The sequence below is a fragment of the Oceanobacter mangrovi genome, from assembly GCF_019740315.1.
In the GTDB taxonomy this organism is placed as follows: domain Bacteria; phylum Pseudomonadota; class Gammaproteobacteria; order Pseudomonadales; family Oceanobacteraceae; genus Oceanobacter; species Oceanobacter mangrovi.
In genome coordinates this window covers 228,176-246,388 of sequence record NZ_JAHXZR010000005.1, presented here as the reverse complement: position 1 = coordinate 246,388, position 18,213 = coordinate 228,176, and the positions used below count along the sequence as shown (strand labels likewise).

Sequence of the window (18,213 nt, the reverse complement as noted above, 5' to 3'; positions counted from 1 at the left end):
CGCTGCTGCGGTACAGGATCAGTGGCAGCTGCTTTGGAGCTGGTGTTATTGCGCCGGCTCGGCGTTGTCATCGGGCTGTGGTCTGCCAGTGCGTCTGGCTTCCTCAGCGGCGCGTTCCGCTTCCTGCGCTGCAATGGCTGCCAGTCGTGCGGCTTCGATCTCTGCCAGCTCCCGTTCAATCAACTCAGGCGTTTCCAGCGATATACGCCCCATCTTGCCGGAACGCATTTCGTGTAACACCAGCTCTGCCGCCTTGTGCAAGTCGATCACACCTCCCGGGCGTAAACAGCCACGTTTGCTGCCAATGGCTTCCAGTGCTCTGGTGGCGGTTTCCGGCAATTCCTTCAGCTTGTAGCGTTGCTGCAGCTCAGCCGGGTAATGCCCCAGCAAAAAGCCCAGCGCAAAGGTGGCGATATCCTGATACTCAATGGCGGTGTCTTTGACGGCGCCGCTGGCTGCCAGCCGATAGCCGCTGTTTTCGTTCTCAAACTTCGGCCACAGAATCCCCGGAGTATCTGACAGCACAATGCCATTCTTGAGGTCGATCAACTGATTGGACTTGGTCACTGCCGGTTCGTTGCCGGTTTTGGCAATATAGCGCCCCGCGAGACCATTGATCAGAGTGGATTTGCCGACATTGGGAATGCCCATCACCATGGTACGGATGGATTGTTTCTTGTCGGACTTGGCGGCACCCATGCGCTTGACCAGTGCGGTCAGCTTTTTCAGATGGGACTTATCTTCAGCAATCAGCGGCAACGCCTGGGTGTTTTCCTGCTGACTGAAGAAGTCCACCCACTGCTGGGTGATTTTGGGATCAGCGAGATCCTGCTTGTTCAGCACCTTGATCACCGGTTTGTTGCGACGCAACTCATCGACCAGTGGATTGGTACTGGAGAACGGCAAGCGAGCATCCAGCACCTCAATCACCAGATCGATATCCGGCATGGCTTCGCTGATTTTTTTGCGGGCTTTGTTCATATGCCCAGGGAACCATTGAACTGCCATTGTGTGTAATCCGATTGACCTGATTGATTTTGGGCGGCACATTGTAATGATCGGTCCGGTGAGAGCAACCGCCCGATCAATATTTTGGGCGTTTATTGGAATGTCATAATTGCTGGATAACCTGACCGGGATCCTTGAGTACCTTGTGAAATTGGTCAAGTTGGAGACAAATTTATGGATGTCTTACCAGAAGATTTCGCTCGGAGTGCCAAACGTCAGGGGAGGCAAGCGTCGGCGACTGTGTCCGGTCGGCGTCGCGCCGGTTTCCTGGTTGGCAACAAATTCGTTTTCTCAGATCAAGCCGAGCTGCTATGGATGCAGGCAGGCCCAGGTGAGTTTCGTGAGCTAAGGCTCTGGCGCAAATAGCCATTCGGGTTTGCCCGGGCTGGCCTCTCAGCCAGCCGTCGTAGAACAGGCGGTTCACAGAACCAACCGCCTTTACAGCATGAATCAGAACACTGAAGCAGGTTGGCTGTCTTCGGTAGAGTCTTCGTCACCCTCTGATTCTGACGCTTCAACTTCTTCAGTATGCGCATCTTCGGCTGCTGCTGCCACCATTGAGTCGTCTTCTTCCTCCTCAACGGCATCTTCTACAGGACTTTCCTGCTGTTCCATCTGGGCGATCAGCTGGCGCGCCTTATCCAGCAGCATGTCCTGTTTTTCCTGGTCTTTAGCGCGTTTGCGCTCGTTCTTCAGTACCAGCTTTTCGACGCCAGCCCAGTGTCCTTGTGGCACTTCCAGGTCCATCAGGCCGTTTTCTTCGGCAATCTCGCGGGCCAGCTGGCGGGTGTTTTCATCGGCATCGCGTGCCAGCAGCTTGCGCTCGCCGGCTTCCAGACGTGCGAACAGGTCGATCAGGGCGTTCGAGAGAACGTCACGGATCAGCTCTTCGCGGCTTTTCTGGAAACGTTTGGCGATCATGTTGATCATCGCCAGATCGGTTGGTTCGGCCTTCACCAGGATATCGGCCTGGGTTTTCTCACGCAGGCGGCGTTGCTGCTCTTCCTGGTAATACTTGTCGATCAGGCTCTGGGTGCTGGATTGTTCAAATTCGCTCATGGTGCTCTCCTGGTTTGCTCTGTTACTGGATCCACAGAAACTTGTGTTACGGCCAAGGGCGGCGGATTATACGCAGACACTAGCCAACAAGTAAGCGCGTATCCCATGAATGTAGACAACTATATAAAAGAGGCGGTGGCCTCGCTGGAGCCTTCCTATCTGGAGCTGCTGAACGAGAGTCATATGCATGCCGGCCCTGCCACCGATTCCCACTTCAAGCTGACACTGGTGTCGGAAGCGTTTGCTGGTAAACGTGCCGTAGCGCGCCATCAGATGATTTATGGCCTGGTTGGTGAAGCGTTACAGGGGCCTCTTCATGCGTTGGCGTTGCATTTGTACACGCCGGAAGAGTGGGCTGTGACCGACGCTGTCCCTGCTTCACCACAGTGTGCTGGCAAGCACTGATCAGACTTTTTGCTGTTCGCCCGCCTTTCGGTGGGCGTTGTTTTGATATCGCCTGTTGCGGTTGCTAAATGATCAGGCGTTCAGTGACTTACCTGTCTCTCCTGTAACGAAAGTGTAAGATAATCTTCATAGAATCCCGGCCAAATTTCTGGCCTGGATTAGGTGATGATACTGATGCGTGCAATGTTTTTGCTGCTGCTGTCCTGCTTTTGTGCTGTCGGCCATGCCGCGACCCAATCTTCGTTTGCCAACATGCCGGTTAACGGTGATGTACATCTGTTTACTATTCACGGTTCCAACACCATTGGTGCGGAACTGGGTCCTAATCTGGTTAAACGCTATCTGGAAGCGAATGGCGCTGAAGATGTACAGATTCGCGAGACCAAAGTGGAAAACGAAAAGCAGATTACGGGTTATTTGAAGAGCACCAGCACCCAGCTGGTGGTTGATATTGCTGCCCACGGTTCTGGTACCGGTTTCTCGGGTCTGAAAGACGGTACTACTGACATTGCCGCTGCCTCACGTCCTATCAAGGATAAGGAAGCCGCCATGCTGGCGGGGGTGGCGGATATGACGGCACCACAGTCTGAGCACATCGTTGGTATCGACGGTCTGGCGATTATTGTTAATCAGAACAACCCGGTCAGTGAGCTGAGCGTGGAAGAAATCGCTGAGATTTTCTCCGGTGGTTACACCGACTGGTCCCAGCTGGGCGGCCAGCCTGGCCCGATTCATGTTTACGCCCGTGACGAAAACTCCGGTACCTGGGATAGCTTCAAACACATGGTGCTGGGCAAAAAGCCGCTGACAGGTGCCGCTGACCGCTTTGAATCCAACGCCGTGTTGTCGGATCGGGTGAGTGCAGATAATAACGGTATTGGTTTTGTCGGCCTGTCATTTGTGCGTGAATCTAAATTGTTGTCCGTGTCCGATGGCAGTGCCAAGGCGCTGAAGCCGAACAAGCTGACTGTTGCAACGGAAGACTACGCCTTGTCTCGCCGCCTTTATATGTACACCGATGATCAGCCAGCCAACCCATACGTCAGTGATTTTATGGGTTTTGTGCAGCGTAACGAAGGCCAGCAAGTGGTGGCTGAATCCGGTTTTATTTCCCAGGAACTGAAGGCTGTTATTCCTGAGTTTTACTCTGAGTTGCCGGAAGACTTCCGCAAGATCACCAACGATTCCAAACGCCTGACCATTAACTTCCGCTTCAAGGAAGGCAGTGCCAAGCTGGATAACAAGGCGATGAAAGATATTGATCGTCTGGTCGGTTATCTGCAGACCAGCGGTAATAATGCTGACATCGTGCTGATTGGGTTTGGTGACAAAAAACGTACCGAAACACGTTCCAAGCTGTTGTCCAAACTGCGTGCCATGGCGGTACGTCGGGAGTTGGTGCGGGCCGGAATTTATCCAAAAATCTCGGTGGGTTACGGTGAAGATCTGCCGGTCGCTTCCGGTAACCGTGACGAAGGCCGGATGAAAAACCGTCGGGTCGAAGTCTGGGTGCAGGATACGCACTGAGACCAGGCTTGTCTGAGCCATAAAAAAACCGCCAGCTGGCGGTTTTTTAGGTTCTTACAGAGCGGCGAGATCAGCCCTGGCTGTGGTAATGCAGGTACAGATCGACAATAGTCGCTGGAATGCCGCCACAAACCTGGTTGGACAGGTCAACGTCGTCATCGATGTCGGCCATTTCTTCTTCGTCAGCGAACAGGCCGGACGCGTACATCACCGGGAACAGGCACTCGGCCACGGTTTCTTCATTGCTGGCGTACCAGGCCTCTTCGTGCTGCATCACACCGGTGACAAAACCAATTGCCCAGCTTTCCAGTGGCGGTTCTTCTTCCTCGTCGACCAGTGTCAGATCGGCCGGAACCGGGAAGTCGGCACCGGAGTCCAGCCAGGCCTGGATTTCCTTCGACAGCTTGATGATCAGCTCACTGACATCCTGCTTTTCCTGCTTGCTGAAGCCCAGTTGCTCTTCAAAAGCCGCTTGCCATACCAGTTCCGGGTCGAACTCCATCGGGCCAACCAGCAGGGCGGTAATCAGACCGTGGACCGCAAAAAAGTCGAAGCTGTCCTGACGTTCGGCTTCTTCTTCCAGCAGCACGCCCAGTCTTTCGAGTTCGTTCTCGTCCAGTGCTGGGATATTATTCAGATCGTTCATATTCGGGCTCCTCAAGTTGGCCGCAATCGTAGCAGGGTTATGCAAGGCAACAAACAACAATTCAGGCTGCCGCTGGCGGGTTATCAGCTGGTCGTCAACATTCATTATATGCGCCGCAAAACCATGCGGCTGGTGCTGTCGGCGGCGGGTGAAGCCGATGTGCGGGTGCCATTGCGTTGTCCAAAGTCCGAGATCGAGCGCTTCTTGCTGAAGCATCAGGACTGGTTGCTGGAACGCCTGGATGACTGGCATCAGCGCAAGCAGGAGTCTCACGGCAAACTGGAATTTCTGGGCCAGACACTGCTACTGAAACCCTCTACCAACAAGCGGCCATTACGGCTGGGTAATGAGCTGCAGCTCTATGCGGCTAACGGTGTGATTGATCAAAAGGCCGCGGAGCTGTGGCTGCGGGAGCAGGCCAGAAGTGTTTTTGAGCGCTTGATTGATCACTGGTGGCCGCAGTTTGAACAGTACGGCAAGCCACGCCCGACTATGCGAATCAAAAAGATGAAAACCCGCTGGGGCAGCTTGTCGACCCGTGGTTATATCAATCTTAATCTGGCCCTGATTCATTTGCCGGAGGAGCTGATTGAGCTGGTGGTTGTGCATGAGCTTTGCCACATTCGCCACTTTAACCATGGCCCGGGTTTTCGGGCCTTGCTGACTGCTCATGTAACCGACTGCCGCAGCAAGGAAGCCCGTTTGGCGGCGGTCAAAATCAACGGTTTTCCACTGACGTGTTAATCCACAGCTGCGAGTACCAGTAATAATAATCGGGCTTGCTGAGGCTGCTGGCGGTGCAGTTGTAGCGGCCACGGCCAGCCGTTATTGGGGTTTTGGCTCTGGTCGTGAAGGTTAATTCCCCGGTGGTTGCCTGGCTTGTTACTTCCATTTTCCCTTCATGACTGGCAAAGCACTGCAGGCTGCCGGGTTTGATGTCCTCACTGTCGATAGCCAGTTGCAGCAGCGGCGGGTTTTGGCCGCCCAGCTGAGGCTCCAGCGGTGGTTGCTGGTGGGTGTTAAAGGCCAGGGTCTTGAGTTTCGGTGTGAGGGTTTCCAGATTGGCATACGAAGCGGCTGCCGGAAAACGTGGAATCGCCTGCCAGTAGGTTTGCTCGCCGACCGCACCGGATTGCTGGCCGAAGGCGATAAACCGGTGGCGCCGCAGCCAGTCGGAAATTTCCAGTGAAAACTCCCCATAGGGATAGGCCAGCATGCGTGTTGAGCTGCCAAGTTCCTCTTTAATACGCTGTTCAGCGCCCAGCACTTCCGTTGTGAGCCATTGATCCAGTGACTGTCCGGCGGGGCGATTCAGCAGGTAGGGATGATTGAGCGTGTGATTGGCAATGGTTGCTCCGGCTTGTTGCATCTGCCGCAGTTGATCCCAACTGATGGTGCCGGGCAATTGCTGGTCGACCGGGCCAGGATTCACGAAAATGGTGAATGGCCAGCCGCGTTGTTTGAGCAGCGGAAACGCCTGCGAATAAATCGATTCGTAGGCATCGTCAAACGTAATGGCAACCGCTCGTGGCGGCAGTGGCTGGCCTTGCTGCAGCGCCTTGATGGCCTGGGGTAGCGATACCACTGTCATGTGCTGCTGTTGCAGCAGTTGCAGGTGCCGCTCGAAGTCTGCTGGCGCAATGCTGGTCTCGGGGGGCGTGTCGGTTGAAACGTGATGGTATTGCAGGATGACCAGATCTGCGTGGGCGCTGACACTGGCCAGCCAGGTCAGCAAAACAATGAATTTACTGCGCATGAAACACCTGTACGACTCGATGTTATTCAATGTGGAAGATTACAGGGACAGACGCTGATAGGCCGCCAACAGTTCCTGAAAATGTTCAACATTGCCGCCGCGGTCGGGATGATGGCGCATTGCGAGGCGCCGGTACTGGCGACGAATATCTTCTTCGCAGGCTTGTTCTGTCAATTCCAGCAAGGCCAGATCGCGGCGTTTCTGATCGGCGCTGGGCGCTTGCTGCCAGATGCCTCGCAAGAGTTTGTCGACGGTGTCGCGGTCGGTGCTGAGATGTTCGAGGTTGAGGTAATAATCCGCCAGTGGGTCAGAGGCCGCCAGTTGCAGGGTGTCGCTGCCAAAGTCCGTTCGCCAGCCAAACAGTTGTACGCCAAGCGGGTCAATTTTCAGAATCCCGGCTTGCTCGACTAATAATTGGTGGCGCAGCTTGTAGAGGCAGTGCATGACCAGAAAATGGCAGCGAAACAGGCTGAGAGAATCGGCCAGTGCATCGGCCTGAAACAGCCCCGGTGACGGCTGTTTGAGCCATTGGATCAATTGATATTCTGTGTGGCAGTCGCCGTCTCGTAAACGGCTGGCCAACAATTCCTGCAGGGTATCCAGCATCTCGCTGGGTGGATCAATACGATCCCGTTTCAGATTCAGCATGGCGGCAGATTAGCATAGCTGATGGGCTAGCAGCCAAATTCAGAACCCTTGTTTGTGGAGTGCTTCACCGCTCAGGGGCTCTCTGGATCTGTGTCTTCAATCAGTTTGCGGGCAAAGGCGGGCAGGCGTGGTTTGAGACGATTCAGGCCGGCGGAGGTTTGCTGATACTTGTGACGTAGCTGTTTGAGCCAGTGGCGAATTTTCGGCACGGTTGTTACCAGTAGCGACAAGCCGATCACGATCATCAGGATGCCAAATGGAATCGGCAGTGGAGTGACGACAATACCGCCCAGCACCAGCAGGATTCCCAACAGCGTTTTGGCACTACGTTTCATCATAACGACTTCAGCTCAGGCAGTGTTGCTCGATTCAACCGAAGTAATGTGACAGTCAGATGTTGCGCCTTCATGAATCTTTCATATGCTGGAACTCTGGCTTTTCCCAAACGACTTTACGGAAGTGATTGCAATCGAATGACTGAGCAGAATAAACCATTGCCAAAGCGCAGCATGCTGATTACCCCGGAGGGCGAGCAGGCGTTGCGTGAGGAATACGATTTCCTCTGGCGTACCGAAAGACCCAAAGTGACCCAGGAGGTTTCTGATGCTGCCAAACTGGGGGATCGCTCGGAAAACGCCGAATACATCTATGGCAAACGGCGCTTGCGCCAGATCGACAGCCGGGTGCGTTTTCTGCTGAAGCGGCTGGAGCAGCTGACGGTTGTACAGCGTACACCAGCGGACCCGTCGCGGGTGTATTTTGGTGCCTGGGTCGAACTTGAGGATGACGAAGAAGAACTTCATCGATATCGGCTGGTGGGTGAAGACGAGATTGATCTGAAATACGGCTATATCAGTATTGATGCACCGCTGGCACGAGGACTGGCTGGCAAGGCTGTTGATGATGACGTCAGCGTCCGATTGCCCAAGGGGGAGCAGACTTTTTATATCCTCGCGGTGCATTACCAACGGCCAGACTGGGATAACAAGCCATTGCAGCACACCCATCGTTGGCAGTCCTGAATGCCACTGGCTGTCGCGCCGACAGCTGCTAGGCTTGGTACAGGAGGTGGTTAATATGGTGATTAAGGACATTCGATGGATTTGGTTGGTGCCGATCCTGGCTGGGCTGCCACTGTTTGCTGGCGCGGCTGATCAAAAATCCGCTCCTTCTGACGGACACTATCAGGATATTTATCAGCTACCGGTCTGGATAGAAGCGGCAGCATCTTATTGCCGCTGGAAGTCAGCAGGTGGCAGTGGTTATGTACGCGTAATTCAGACTCGCGAAGCACCGGGTCAGGGCATGTATTTACAGTGGATTCGCCATGGCATTGCTGGTGGCGCGGATGAAGCAGTATCAACCCTGGCAATAACGGAACTGACGGGCAAACAGGCGCTGCAATACCAAATGCCAACGGAAACCCTGGGGCGCGGGCAATGTACCTTGAATGCGCTGGCGCAAGGGGTAGAAGACGGTCGGCGTTATGACATTGAACTGGTGTTGAAAGCGCCGGGTGACTATCAATACCGGCTGGTGAAACATATGAATGCCGGTTTCTGATGCCGGCAGCCACAAAGGTGAGCCTGGCTCACCTTTGTGTTTTCGAAGACATCAGTCGATCTGTACCACGTCCAGACGGGTGGCCAAATGGCTCTTGTCCTGCTGCTGTTGCAGATTGATAAAGTCGAACAGGTTAACATCACCCAGTTGTGACGGCGCAACGTTACAAATGGCCGAGAAGATGTGCTCGCTGCGGCCAGGCTGGATGCGTTCCCATTCAGCCAGCATGTTCTTGATGTTCTGACGCTGCAGGTTTTCCTGCGAGCCGCACAGGTTGCACGGAATGATCGGGAATTCCTTGATGCGGGCGAATTCCTCAATGTCCTTTTCCTTGCAGTACGACAGTGGTCGGATCAGCACGTGTTTCTTGTCATCGCTCAGCAGCTTGGGTGGCATGGCCTTGAGCTTGCCGCCGTAGAACATGTTCAGGAACAGGGTTTCGATAATGTCATCGCGGTGATGGCCGAGCGCGATCTTGTTGGCACCAATTTGTTCGGCGAAGCCATACAGGGTACCGCGACGCAGCCGTGAGCACAGGCCGCAGGTGGTTTTGCCTTCCGGAATAATGTCCTTCACCACGCTGTAGGTGTCTTTTTCAACAATGTGGTACGGCACCCCCAGTTGTTCCAGATAGGCTGGCAGGATGTGCTCAGGGAAGCCTGGCTGTTTCTGGTCCATGTTGACGGCAACCAGTTCAAAATTCACCGGCGCGCTTTTTTGCAGGCTCATCAGAATGTCGAGCATGGTGTAGGAGTCTTTACCGCCGGACAGACAGACCATGATCTTGTCGCCGTCCTCGATCATGCAGTAGTCCTCAATCGCCTTGCCGACGTTGCGACGCAGCCGCTTTTGCAGCTTGTTGAATTCGGTTTTGGCTTTGCGTTCGGTTTCGGATATCACTCTGCACCTCGGGAATCACTGTCTGGCTGACGGGCAAGGACAGCTCAAAAATCAGGCGGCGCATTCTAGCGAATCAGAGACTGGGCGTCAGCTGTTTATCGGCGCCATTGTCGTTGACGATGCGAGCCAGTGACGCTGGGCTGGCACACTTGACCGGTTAAATTTTCAGCAATCTGGCTGCTCTTGGCTAGAGTTAAAGACACGGTGCCTGAATAAGAGAAAAAATTATGGCGTGGTTTGGCTTTGGTGGCATGAAAGAGCAAAAAGCGGCACAGGAAGCCGGTGTTCGGGTCTGTCATATTTCCAGTAGCAAGATTGACGCGGATTATCTCCAGCAGCAGCTGGGCTTCCGCTCCGGCAGCAGTAAATTGGTAGTGGCTTACGTCTCGCCACATCTGGATATGGATGCAGTGATGGGCCGTCTGCGGCAGGCATTGCCATTTGCGGAAAAGCTGGTTGGCATTATGACTGCCGGTGAGTTGAGCAATTGCGGCCAGTCGCTGTATCACGGTGCTGATGGCCAATGGGACAACATCGTACTGCAGAGCTTTTCTGCCGAGGTCTTCGCTCAGGTGTCTGTTCATACTGTGCCACTGCATTGTGAAGACATTCGTTCCGGCACGGTTCGGCATACCCGCAAGGAGCGGGTCAAGCTGATCCAGTCTGAAATTGAACGACTGTCAGTACCTTTCAAAATCAATTTCCAGAACACCCTGGCGCTGACTTTTATTGATGGTCTGACTGCCAGCGAAAGTTTTTTCATGCAGGGTTTGTACGCGAGTGGCCGTTTTCCTTGCTACTTCATTGGCGGCTCTGCTGGTGGCAAACTGGATTTTCAGAAAGCCTGGATTCATAACGGCGAACGTATCTGTCATAACCAGGCGATGGTGATATTTGTCAAACTGGCGGCCGATGTACGTTATGGCGTCATCAAGTCGCATAACTTTGAGCGTACCCGGACGGAATTCATTATTGCCGAAGCCGATGTTCATACTCGTACTGTGTATTCGGTGTTACGCGAGTCGGATAACGCTATTGTGCCGTTTGTGGATGCTCTGTGTGAAAAGCTCGGCTGTAGCCGCAAGGGGCTGCAGCAGGCGTTAGGTAAAAGCTCATTTGCGGTGGAAATCGGCGATGAATTATTTATTCGATCCATCGCCGGGATTGATCTCGACGCCGGTTCGGTGAACTTTTTCTGTGACCTGGAGTTTGGTGACCGTTTGTTACTGGTGAAGCCAAAAGACTTCGCTGGTTCTACTCGCAGGGCCTTTGATCAGATGATGGAAGGCAAGCCCGGTCGACCAATCGCAATGCTGGCTAACGATTGTATCCTGCGTCGTCTGAATAATGCAGAAAACCTCAACCAGCTGACCGATTACAAAGATATTCCGGTGGCGGGCTTCTCTACCTTTGGTGAGTTGCTGGGGGTGCATATGAACCAGACGCTGACAGCCCTGACCTTGTTTAAGGTACCGGCTGGCAGCACCTTCTCTGATGCCTACGCGGATAACTTCCCGCTCCAGTACGCCTATTTTCGTGAGTATTACCTCAAGCTGAGGATCAATAGTCTGGAGCGGATCAACAGTCTGCAAAGCTCGCTGGTGGACTATCTGGGCGAATACCGCGAACTGTTACATAACATTTCCAGCAGCTTTGATAACGTCGCCAGTTATGCCGAGCAGACGGGTCATGTATTGACAGATGTGCAGGAGAAATTTATCGGCTTTTCACAGGATATTGAACGGCAGAGTGGCGAGCGGGCCCAGCTGCACAGTACGGTGGGAACCTTGCGCAGCAACTCGGAAGAGGTGCTGAAAATTCTCTCGGCCATTTCTGGCATTGCCGACCAGACCAACTTGCTGGCGCTCAATGCCGCCATTGAAGCTGCGCGTGCCGGTGAAGCCGGGCGGGGATTTGCGGTGGTGGCGGATGAAGTCCGGCAGTTGTCTCACACGACCCAGGACAGCCTTAACCGTACCGGTGCTACCATCAATGCGGTGACAGGTTCGATCGGCTCGATTCAGGATGCCATTGGTCATACGGAAGCCTTTCTGGCACGCATTTCCGAAGGTAGCCAGCAGTTAAGCGGAGAGTTGGGCGGCCTGGTCTCAACCTCGCTGTCGGCGGGGGATCAGGTTCGCAAGAGCACCGGTTATATCGCCGATATGATGGCGCATATGCAGGGGATCGACAAAGACGTTGAGTCTATTCAGAAGCTGCGCAGTCTGGGGCGGCAGTGAGGCCGTTGCGGGAAAATAAAAAAGGGGCCAGTGCCCCTTTTTTTGTTGCTATCAGAACAGCGCTTACGGCGCTTCGCACTCAGGGTTGTCAGCCAGACCAGCCATCTCCAGCAGGGCATCCAGGTCGGAAATCATGACTTCCTTGCCCTGGGTTTCGATCAGGCCGCTTTTCTGGAAGCGGGTGAATACCCGGCTGATGGTTTCAACCGCCAGACCCAGATAGTTGCTGATGTCGACGCGTGACATAGGTAAACGGAAATGGGTAGCACTGAAGCCACGACGGGCGTAACGGTTGGAAATGTCGAGCAGGAAGGAGGCAACGCGCTCTTCAGCGTTCTTCTTACTCAGCAACAACATCATGTTTTGGTCGTGACGAATTTCACTGCCCATGGTGCGCATCAGCTGCTTACGCAGGTCTGGCAGCTCGTCGGTGAGGTTTTCCAGCTGGTGCAGCGGGATTTCACACACGGTGGTGGTTTCCAGCGCCTTGGCTGTCAGTGGGTAGTCGCCGCCGTCATAACCAGCCAGACCAATCAGCTCGCTGGCAAGATGAAAACCGGTAATCTGTTCTTCACCATTGCTGGCCAGGGTGTAGGTTTTCAATGCGCCGGTACGAACGGCAAACACTGACTGGAACTCATCACCCTGCTGGAACAGCAACTGGCCTTTTTGAATTGGGCGACCACGACGAATGATATCGTCCAGGCGTTCCATATCCGTGTCACTGAGTGACAGTGGCAGGCACAGGGCGTTCAACGAACAGGTCTGGCAGTGAGGTTGAGAGCCGCGCAGAGGAGGGTGTACAACTGGATTCGTTTTCATAGCAGTACCGTAGCCGGCATCCATCGCCGATATTCAAAAGTAAATAGGTAAAATATTCCTAGTACTCTTGGCAGGTGTCAAGCTGAATCAGTGGTTAAACCATATAGACCATAGGGTAATCAAACCGTAACCAATCAGAAATATACCCGCGATGGTTCGTGTCCAGCGATGTCCGAGCAGTTGGCTCAGGCTACGAGATGCCAGACTGCCAGCAAACAGGGCAGGTAATGTGCCGGCTCCGAAACAGGCCATCGCCAATGCTCCGCCCGCCACATCAGCGTTGGCAGCCACCCAGCTGAGGGTGCTGTAGATCAGTCCACACGGCAATAATCCCCACAACATGCCAAGCAGAAAACGGCTTCCCAAATCCTGTTTGGCCATCAGTTTGCCGGTTTGGGGCTGGACTTTTTTCCATAAAAGTTGACCGGACTTTTCCAGCCAGGTCAGCCAGCTTGTCCAGCGCGCAACATACAATCCCATTAAAATCAGTAATAACCCGGCGATGCTGCGCAGCACTAACAGCATCAGATCGTTGAGTTGCTGCAGCCACAGGCCGAGGCTGGCAACCAGAGCGCCGAGTAATATATAGGTCAGAATGCGGCCGCTGTTAAACGCCAGTGCTGAGACTGGCAGACTGCGGGAAGTGCTTGATTGGCCGATTGCGGCGGCAATGCCGCCACACATAACCAGACAATGACTGGAGCCGAACAACCCCAGTAGCAAGGCAGTCAGAAGAGAAAGGGGTTCAGTCATCCTTGCGGGTGGATCCTGTTTCACTGTTGGCCGCAGTCGACTGGGAGCGCTTGCCGGGCACCATGTCATCGTCATCATCAAACAGGATTTTGTGTGCTGGCGACTCCATGTCGTCAAACTGACCGCTGCGGACAGCCCAGAAAAGAATCAACACAGCGATACCAATCAACAAAATCGACAGAGGTACCAATACGTAAATAATATCCATCGGGCTTCACATACCTATCAAATCAGCAGTCACTATACCGAAATAGCGGTGCTCGGGTTACTGCTTTTGGATGCGGCTCAAGCGCAAGGCGTTGCTGACAACCAGCAGGGAGCTGAACGACATGCCAATGGCCGCAGCCCAGGGGGGCACATAGCCTGCGGCGGCAACCGGCAGTGCTATCAGGTTATAACCCAGCGCCCAGCCAATGTTTTCCTTGATGATCATGCGGGTTTTGCGAGCGGTTAACAAAGCCAGCAGCAGGGCGTCAAGGCGGCCACTGGTCAGCAGCATGTCGGCGTTGGTTTTGGCCAGGTCGGTTGCTTCGCTGACAGCAATGGAAATCTCTGCTCCAGCCAGCACGGGGACGTCATTAATGCCGTCTCCCATCATCAATACGTGCTCACCCGCCTGTTGCCACTGTTTGAGCTGTTCGAGCTTGTCCTGTGGGCTCAGACCGCTGCGATAATCATCAATGCCAAGCTGTTGAGCAAGCTGTTGTCCTGCATCGCTGGGGTCGCCGGTCAACAGCGAGGTTTTGATCCCCAGTTGCTGCAGACCTGTAATCAGGTCCGGTGCTGTCTTTCTGAGGCTGTCGCCCAGCAGAATCCAGCAGGCAGCCTGATCATCCAGACTGAGTAACAACCACTGGCCTTGTTGGGACGATTGAGGCAGCATCGCTATTGGCTGTGAACAGGCGAAGTCCGGGCGTCCCAGTACGGCTCTATATTGTGAGCCGTCAGCACTGTGCCAGAGACCACGGATGCCCATTCCGGTCACCTGCTCAATGTTGCTGACTTCCTGTGCGCGAAGACGGCGGAAAGCACGGGCAATCGGGTGGCTACTGGATTTTTCCAGGCCAGCAGCGATGCCCAGCAGGGTTTCCTGTGGTAGCTCGTTGAGCGGAATTACCTGGTCAATGTTGAGTTTGCCTGCTGTCAGTGTGCCGGTTTTATCAAATACGACCCGGTCGATTTGCGGCAGGGTTTCCAGAACGTGGCCCTTGCTGATCAGTACACCTGCATCACGCAAGGCGCCGGTCGCTGCGGTCAGAGCCGTGGGGGTTGCCAGAGACAGGGCACAAGGGCAGGTTACTACCAGTACCGATAAGGCAATAAAAAATGCGTGATCGTCGCCCATTAAAGACCAATAGCCAAACACGGAGGCGGCGATCACCAGCACGGCGGTGACAAAATGACTGGCGATACGGTCGGCCAGCAATGCCACTGCAGGCTTTTCCTGCTGGGCCCGGTCCATCAGCCGCATGATGGTCGAAAGCTGGGCTTCGGCACCGGTGGCGGTAACTTTCATGGTTAGCGGGCTTTCAACGTTGACGGTGCCGCCAATCAGTTTGTCCCCCGGCTTTTTGCTGACAGGCAGATATTCACCGGTCAGAGCCGCTTCATCCACCGGGCTGTAGCCCTCGGTGACGACGCCATCGGCAGGAATTGCCTGGCCAGGTTTGATCAACAGCAAATCGCCAACCGTAATGTCTTCTGCGGCGATGACCTGCTGTTGCTGGCGGTCGTCAGGATCAAGCCGGATGGCGACGTTAGGCAGTAAGGTCAGCAGGTTGTTACCGGATTTCCCCATCCGGTGACGGGCACGCATTTCCAGAAAGCGACCCAGCAGCAGGAAGAAGGTGAACATACAGACAGAGTCAAAATAGACTTCCTTGCCCTGGTTCAGCGTACTCCAGATACTGGCGCAGTAGGCCAGAATGATCGCCAGCGAGACGGGCACATCCATGGTCAGATGGCGGGTCCGCAGATCGCGTACGGCGGCGTCAAAGAAGGGGCGGGCGGAATACAGCACCACCGGTAGCGCCAGCACCATTGATGCCATGCGCATGAAAAACTCGTACTGCTCGGCCATTCCAACGTACAGAGGGATGGCAATCATCATCACCTGCATGGCGCCAATTCCGGCGACGGCCAAGCGACGGATGGCGGTTTTGCCCTCGGCGGTTCGCTGCTGCTCAGCGCTGGTTGCCGAGAACGGCGAGGCGCGATAACCGAGCCGGTAAATGACTTCGATCAGGCTGGAGACTGCGAGTTGATCCTTGTGCCAGCGAATTACCAGGCGGTGATTGGAAAGATTCAGCACGGCTTCTTCGACGGCTGGCAGGGCTGCAACCCGATGCTCAATCAGCCAGGCACAAGCGGCGCAGCTGATGCCATCAATAACCAGAGTCGCTTCAGCAAGGCCATCGGCAGCAATGGCAACAAACCGGCGCTGCATGGCTTCGCTGTCATAAAGGGTGAGGGATTCACGGGCGGAGAGTTCACTGTCATCCAGTTCTGCCGGTGACAGCTCCGGCAGTTCGGTACGGTGGCGGTAGTAGTCCTTCAGGCCACTGGCAACAATGGTTTCGGCCACGGCCTTGCAGCCGGGGCAGCACATCAGACGCAGTTCGCCGTCGACCTGGGTGGCCCAGCGCTTACCCTCGGTTTCGGTTGTTTCTTCACCGCAGTGGAAACAGTGACAGGGGTTACTCATTTGGCGTTAAGCTGAACTACCCGGTTTTCTTCCAGTACTTCGGTGGCGCGAATACGCCAGCCCTGATCCGGGCTTTGCAGCCAGATATAACGGCGGCTTGGCAGTTCCAGTTCAGCGGCACCGGTATAGAGTCCGTCATCAACACGCTGCAGCACGATATCAACATCGCGATCTTCCAGCGTTGGGTGAATCAGCTTGAGGGTCAGGATGGATGGCTGTTCGTCGAGATAGCCGTCGAGTGTCAGACGGGCTTCCTGATTGGTCAGCACCAGTGTGCTGTGCAGCTGCAGGCGGGAAGCGTAGTCGTCCATCTTGACGTTTTCAGTGTAGCTCACGCCATCCTTGTAATAGCTGTCGCTCACCAGCGAATCGTTGGTGTTGAGTGCCAGCGACAGCATCACGCCTCCCCAGCAAACAGTGATCGAAGGGATGGCAATGATCAGCCATACCATGGGTTCTTTGTACCAGGGACGATTGTTAGCGGTTTCTGACTTCATAACCTTCTCGATGAACTGACCCGGAGACGCGTTTGTCTGTAACAGGGCGTATTATTATTGGTTCGTTACGACCAAAAAAAGACGCCCAAGTTTAGCGGCTTGGGCGTCTTGTCTCCAGATACTTTGGAACTGGCCAGACCAATATCGGTTGGAAATTGAGCTGGCGCAGCAACCTTCGTGCTATAGCTGCGACCTTATGTCACAGGCGAGGCGCAATAAAGGTACTTTCTTCACGCGCAACTTCCTTGCCATTGGTTTCATCGACCACCACAAACTCGATTTCAGTTTTGCTGGTTGGCAGCTTCGCTTCGGCTGGGTCGACTTCAAGGTCGATGGAAATTTCCCGCAGCTCGTTCACCTTGAGGGTATAGAAACCGGATGCGTCGGTCGCCACATCTGGCAGGCCTTCAATGGTCAGGCGGTAGGATGTTTCCTGCTGCGACATGTTCATCATCTTCAGCGTGTAGCTGTTAATGACGGTGTCGTTAGGGGTTACCTGATAGAGGCTGCCACGATCACGCTCAATATCCAGCTCGAACGGTGTGCGGGTTGAAAGTGCGTAGATAAAGGCGATGATCATGCCACCCAGCATAATGCCGTAGCCAATCAGGCGTGGTCGTACAAAGTGGGTCTTCTTGCCTTCCAGTTCGTTTTCAGTGGTGTAACGCACCAGGCCTTTGGGCTTGTTGAGTTTTTCCATGATGGAGTCGCAGGCGTCGACACAGAGGGCGCAACCAATGCACTGGTATTGCAGGCCGTCACGGATGTCGATACCGGTCGGACAAACTTGGACGCACAGCGAACAGTCAACGCAGTCGCCGAGCTTGTCGGTGTCGGTTTCTTCCTTGGCTTTCTTGCTGCGTTTGCCGCGTGGCTCACCGCGATTGAAGTCGTAGGAAACTGCCAGTGTGTCCTGGTCGTACATCACCGACTGGAAGCGGGCATACGGACACATATAGATACAGACCTGTTCACGCATCCAACCCGCGTTGATGTAGGTGGCGGCGGTGAAGAAACCAATCCAGAACAGCTCCCAGCCATTGAGGTTGAATACCATAATATCCGGTACCAGCTGACGAATAGGAGAGAAGTAACCCACAAAGGTAACGCCGGTCATCAGAGCAATAAACAGCCAGATGGTGTGTTTGAGTGCTTTCTTGCGCAGCTTGGTGACACTCATGTCATCCTTGTCCATCTTGATGCGCTGGTTACGGGTTCCTTCGGTACGTTCTTCGACCCACATAAACAGGAATGACCAGGCTGATTGTGGGCAGGTGTAGCCACACCAAAGTCGGCCAGCCATGTTGGTGACGGTAAACAGGGCAAAGGCGGAGATGATCAGTGCCCAGGACAGCAGCATGAAGTCCTGTGGCCAGAAGGTGATTCCAAAAATGTGGAACTGGCGGGCAGGCAGGTTGAAATAAATGGCCTGGCGGCCATCCCAGTTAAGCCAGACTGCGCCGTAGTAGGACGCCATCAGCGCCCATAAAGTCCAGGTGCGCAGCTTCTGGAAGAAACCGAGGATTTCCCGCACGTAAATTTTTTCGCGTTTAGCGTACAGCGATTGCTCTTTGGGTGTGACGTCTTTGACAGGGATATTACTCATGGCAGCTCATCACCTTGTGTTCTTGAGGTTGCTGGCGTCGCAGGGAACGGGTGTTCGGTAAAGCCGTCAGCGTTTCTAT

At 54.4% G+C, this 18,213-nt stretch carries 19 protein-coding genes; 6 read left to right on the top strand and 13 right to left on the bottom strand.

The window, feature by feature from the left end; all coding sequences use genetic code 11:
- Positions 1-45: 45 nt before the first annotated feature.
- Complete coding sequence (gene ylqF, locus K6123_RS12675) at positions 46-1,008, bottom strand: ribosome biogenesis GTPase YlqF (protein ID WP_221798273.1); 963 nt, start codon at positions 1,006-1,008, stop codon at positions 46-48.
- 450 nt (positions 1,009-1,458) lie between these two features.
- Positions 1,459-2,067 (bottom strand): hypothetical protein, encoded by a 609-nt coding sequence (locus K6123_RS12670; RefSeq protein ID WP_221798271.1) that lies wholly within the window; start codon positions 2,065-2,067, stop codon positions 1,459-1,461.
- A gap of 105 nt (positions 2,068-2,172) precedes the next feature.
- On the opposite strand from K6123_RS12670, the gene K6123_RS12665 reads away from it, so the two are divergent.
- Both K6123_RS12665 and K6123_RS12660 read left to right on the top strand, forming a co-directional pair.
- On the top strand, positions 2,173-2,472 hold the full coding sequence (locus K6123_RS12665) for a BolA family protein (RefSeq protein WP_221798269.1): 300 nt from the start codon (positions 2,173-2,175) through the stop codon (positions 2,470-2,472).
- Positions 2,473-2,646: 174 nt separating this feature from the next.
- Positions 2,647-3,999, top strand: a complete 1,353-nt coding sequence (locus tag K6123_RS12660; protein ID WP_221798267.1) for a substrate-binding domain-containing protein — start codon at positions 2,647-2,649, stop codon at positions 3,997-3,999.
- A 70-nt stretch (positions 4,000-4,069) separates the two neighbouring features.
- Here K6123_RS12660 and K6123_RS12655 read toward each other — a convergent pair whose 3' ends face one another.
- On the bottom strand, positions 4,070-4,645 hold the full coding sequence (locus tag K6123_RS12655) for a YecA/YgfB family protein (RefSeq protein WP_221798264.1): 576 nt from the start codon (positions 4,643-4,645) through the stop codon (positions 4,070-4,072).
- 39 nt (positions 4,646-4,684) lie between these two features.
- On the opposite strand from K6123_RS12655, the gene K6123_RS12650 reads away from it, so the two are divergent.
- Positions 4,685-5,389, top strand: a complete 705-nt coding sequence (locus K6123_RS12650; protein WP_221798262.1) for a M48 family metallopeptidase — start codon at positions 4,685-4,687, stop codon at positions 5,387-5,389.
- On the opposite strand, the gene K6123_RS12645 is transcribed toward K6123_RS12650, so the two are convergent.
- From K6123_RS12645 to K6123_RS12635, 3 genes are all read right to left on the bottom strand, one after another.
- A complete protein-coding gene (locus K6123_RS12645; protein WP_221798260.1) occupies positions 5,364-6,401 on the bottom strand; it encodes a polysaccharide deacetylase family protein in 1,038 nt (345 codons plus the stop codon). The genes K6123_RS12650 and K6123_RS12645 overlap by 26 nt on opposite strands.
- 39 nt (positions 6,402-6,440) lie before the next feature.
- A complete protein-coding gene (locus K6123_RS12640) occupies positions 6,441-7,049 on the bottom strand; it encodes a DNA-J related domain-containing protein (protein ID WP_221798258.1) in 609 nt (202 codons plus the stop codon).
- Positions 7,050-7,120: 71 nt separating this feature from the next.
- Positions 7,121-7,387 carry a PGPGW domain-containing protein gene (locus tag K6123_RS12635; RefSeq protein WP_221798256.1) on the bottom strand — a complete coding sequence of 89 codons (267 nt, stop codon included), beginning with the start codon at positions 7,385-7,387 and terminating at the stop codon, positions 7,121-7,123.
- Between the two features lie 135 nt (positions 7,388-7,522).
- Here K6123_RS12635 and greB point away from each other — a divergent pair, with 135 nt between their 5' ends.
- The gene (greB, locus tag K6123_RS12630) at positions 7,523-8,071 is read left to right on the top strand and encodes a transcription elongation factor GreB (protein ID WP_221798254.1); all 549 of its coding nucleotides are present in this window, start codon (positions 7,523-7,525) and stop codon (positions 8,069-8,071) included.
- Positions 8,072-8,126: 55 nt separating this feature from the next.
- Complete coding sequence (locus K6123_RS12625) at positions 8,127-8,612, top strand: hypothetical protein (protein ID WP_221798252.1); 486 nt, start codon at positions 8,127-8,129, stop codon at positions 8,610-8,612.
- A 51-nt stretch (positions 8,613-8,663) separates the two neighbouring features.
- Here the strand turns inward: K6123_RS12625 and ttcA are convergent, their stop codons facing one another.
- Entirely contained in the window at positions 8,664-9,512 is an 849-nt protein-coding gene (ttcA, locus tag K6123_RS12620) for a tRNA 2-thiocytidine(32) synthetase TtcA (RefSeq protein WP_221798251.1), read from the bottom strand.
- Between the two features lie 227 nt (positions 9,513-9,739).
- Between ttcA and K6123_RS23370 the strand changes: the two genes are divergently transcribed.
- The gene (locus K6123_RS23370) at positions 9,740-11,752 is read left to right on the top strand and encodes a methyl-accepting chemotaxis protein (protein ID WP_221798249.1); all 2,013 of its coding nucleotides are present in this window, start codon (positions 9,740-9,742) and stop codon (positions 11,750-11,752) included.
- Positions 11,753-11,815: 63 nt separating this feature from the next.
- Here K6123_RS23370 and fnr read toward each other — a convergent pair whose 3' ends face one another.
- The 6 genes from fnr to ccoG all read right to left on the bottom strand — a co-directional run bounded on the left by fnr (position 11,816) and on the right by ccoG (position 18,134).
- Entirely contained in the window at positions 11,816-12,574 is a 759-nt protein-coding gene (gene fnr, locus K6123_RS12610; protein WP_221798248.1) for a fumarate/nitrate reduction transcriptional regulator Fnr, read from the bottom strand.
- An 87-nt stretch (positions 12,575-12,661) separates the two neighbouring features.
- A complete protein-coding gene (locus K6123_RS12605; protein ID WP_221798246.1) occupies positions 12,662-13,327 on the bottom strand; it encodes a sulfite exporter TauE/SafE family protein in 666 nt (221 codons plus the stop codon).
- The gene (gene ccoS / locus K6123_RS12600) at positions 13,320-13,535 is read right to left on the bottom strand and encodes a cbb3-type cytochrome oxidase assembly protein CcoS (RefSeq protein WP_221798244.1); all 216 of its coding nucleotides are present in this window, start codon (positions 13,533-13,535) and stop codon (positions 13,320-13,322) included. Before ccoS ends, K6123_RS12605 begins: the two co-directional genes overlap by 8 nt.
- A 57-nt stretch (positions 13,536-13,592) precedes the next feature.
- Positions 13,593-16,031, bottom strand: a complete 2,439-nt coding sequence (locus K6123_RS12595; protein ID WP_221798242.1) for a heavy metal translocating P-type ATPase — start codon at positions 16,029-16,031, stop codon at positions 13,593-13,595.
- On the bottom strand, positions 16,028-16,528 hold the full coding sequence (locus K6123_RS12590; protein WP_221798240.1) for a FixH family protein: 501 nt from the start codon (positions 16,526-16,528) through the stop codon (positions 16,028-16,030). Before K6123_RS12590 ends, K6123_RS12595 begins: the two co-directional genes overlap by 4 nt.
- Before the next feature lie 199 nt (positions 16,529-16,727).
- Positions 16,728-18,134 carry a cytochrome c oxidase accessory protein CcoG gene (gene ccoG, locus K6123_RS12585; RefSeq protein ID WP_221798238.1) on the bottom strand — a complete coding sequence of 469 codons (1,407 nt, stop codon included), beginning with the start codon at positions 18,132-18,134 and terminating at the stop codon, positions 16,728-16,730.
- Between the last annotated feature and the right edge of the window lie 79 nt (positions 18,135-18,213).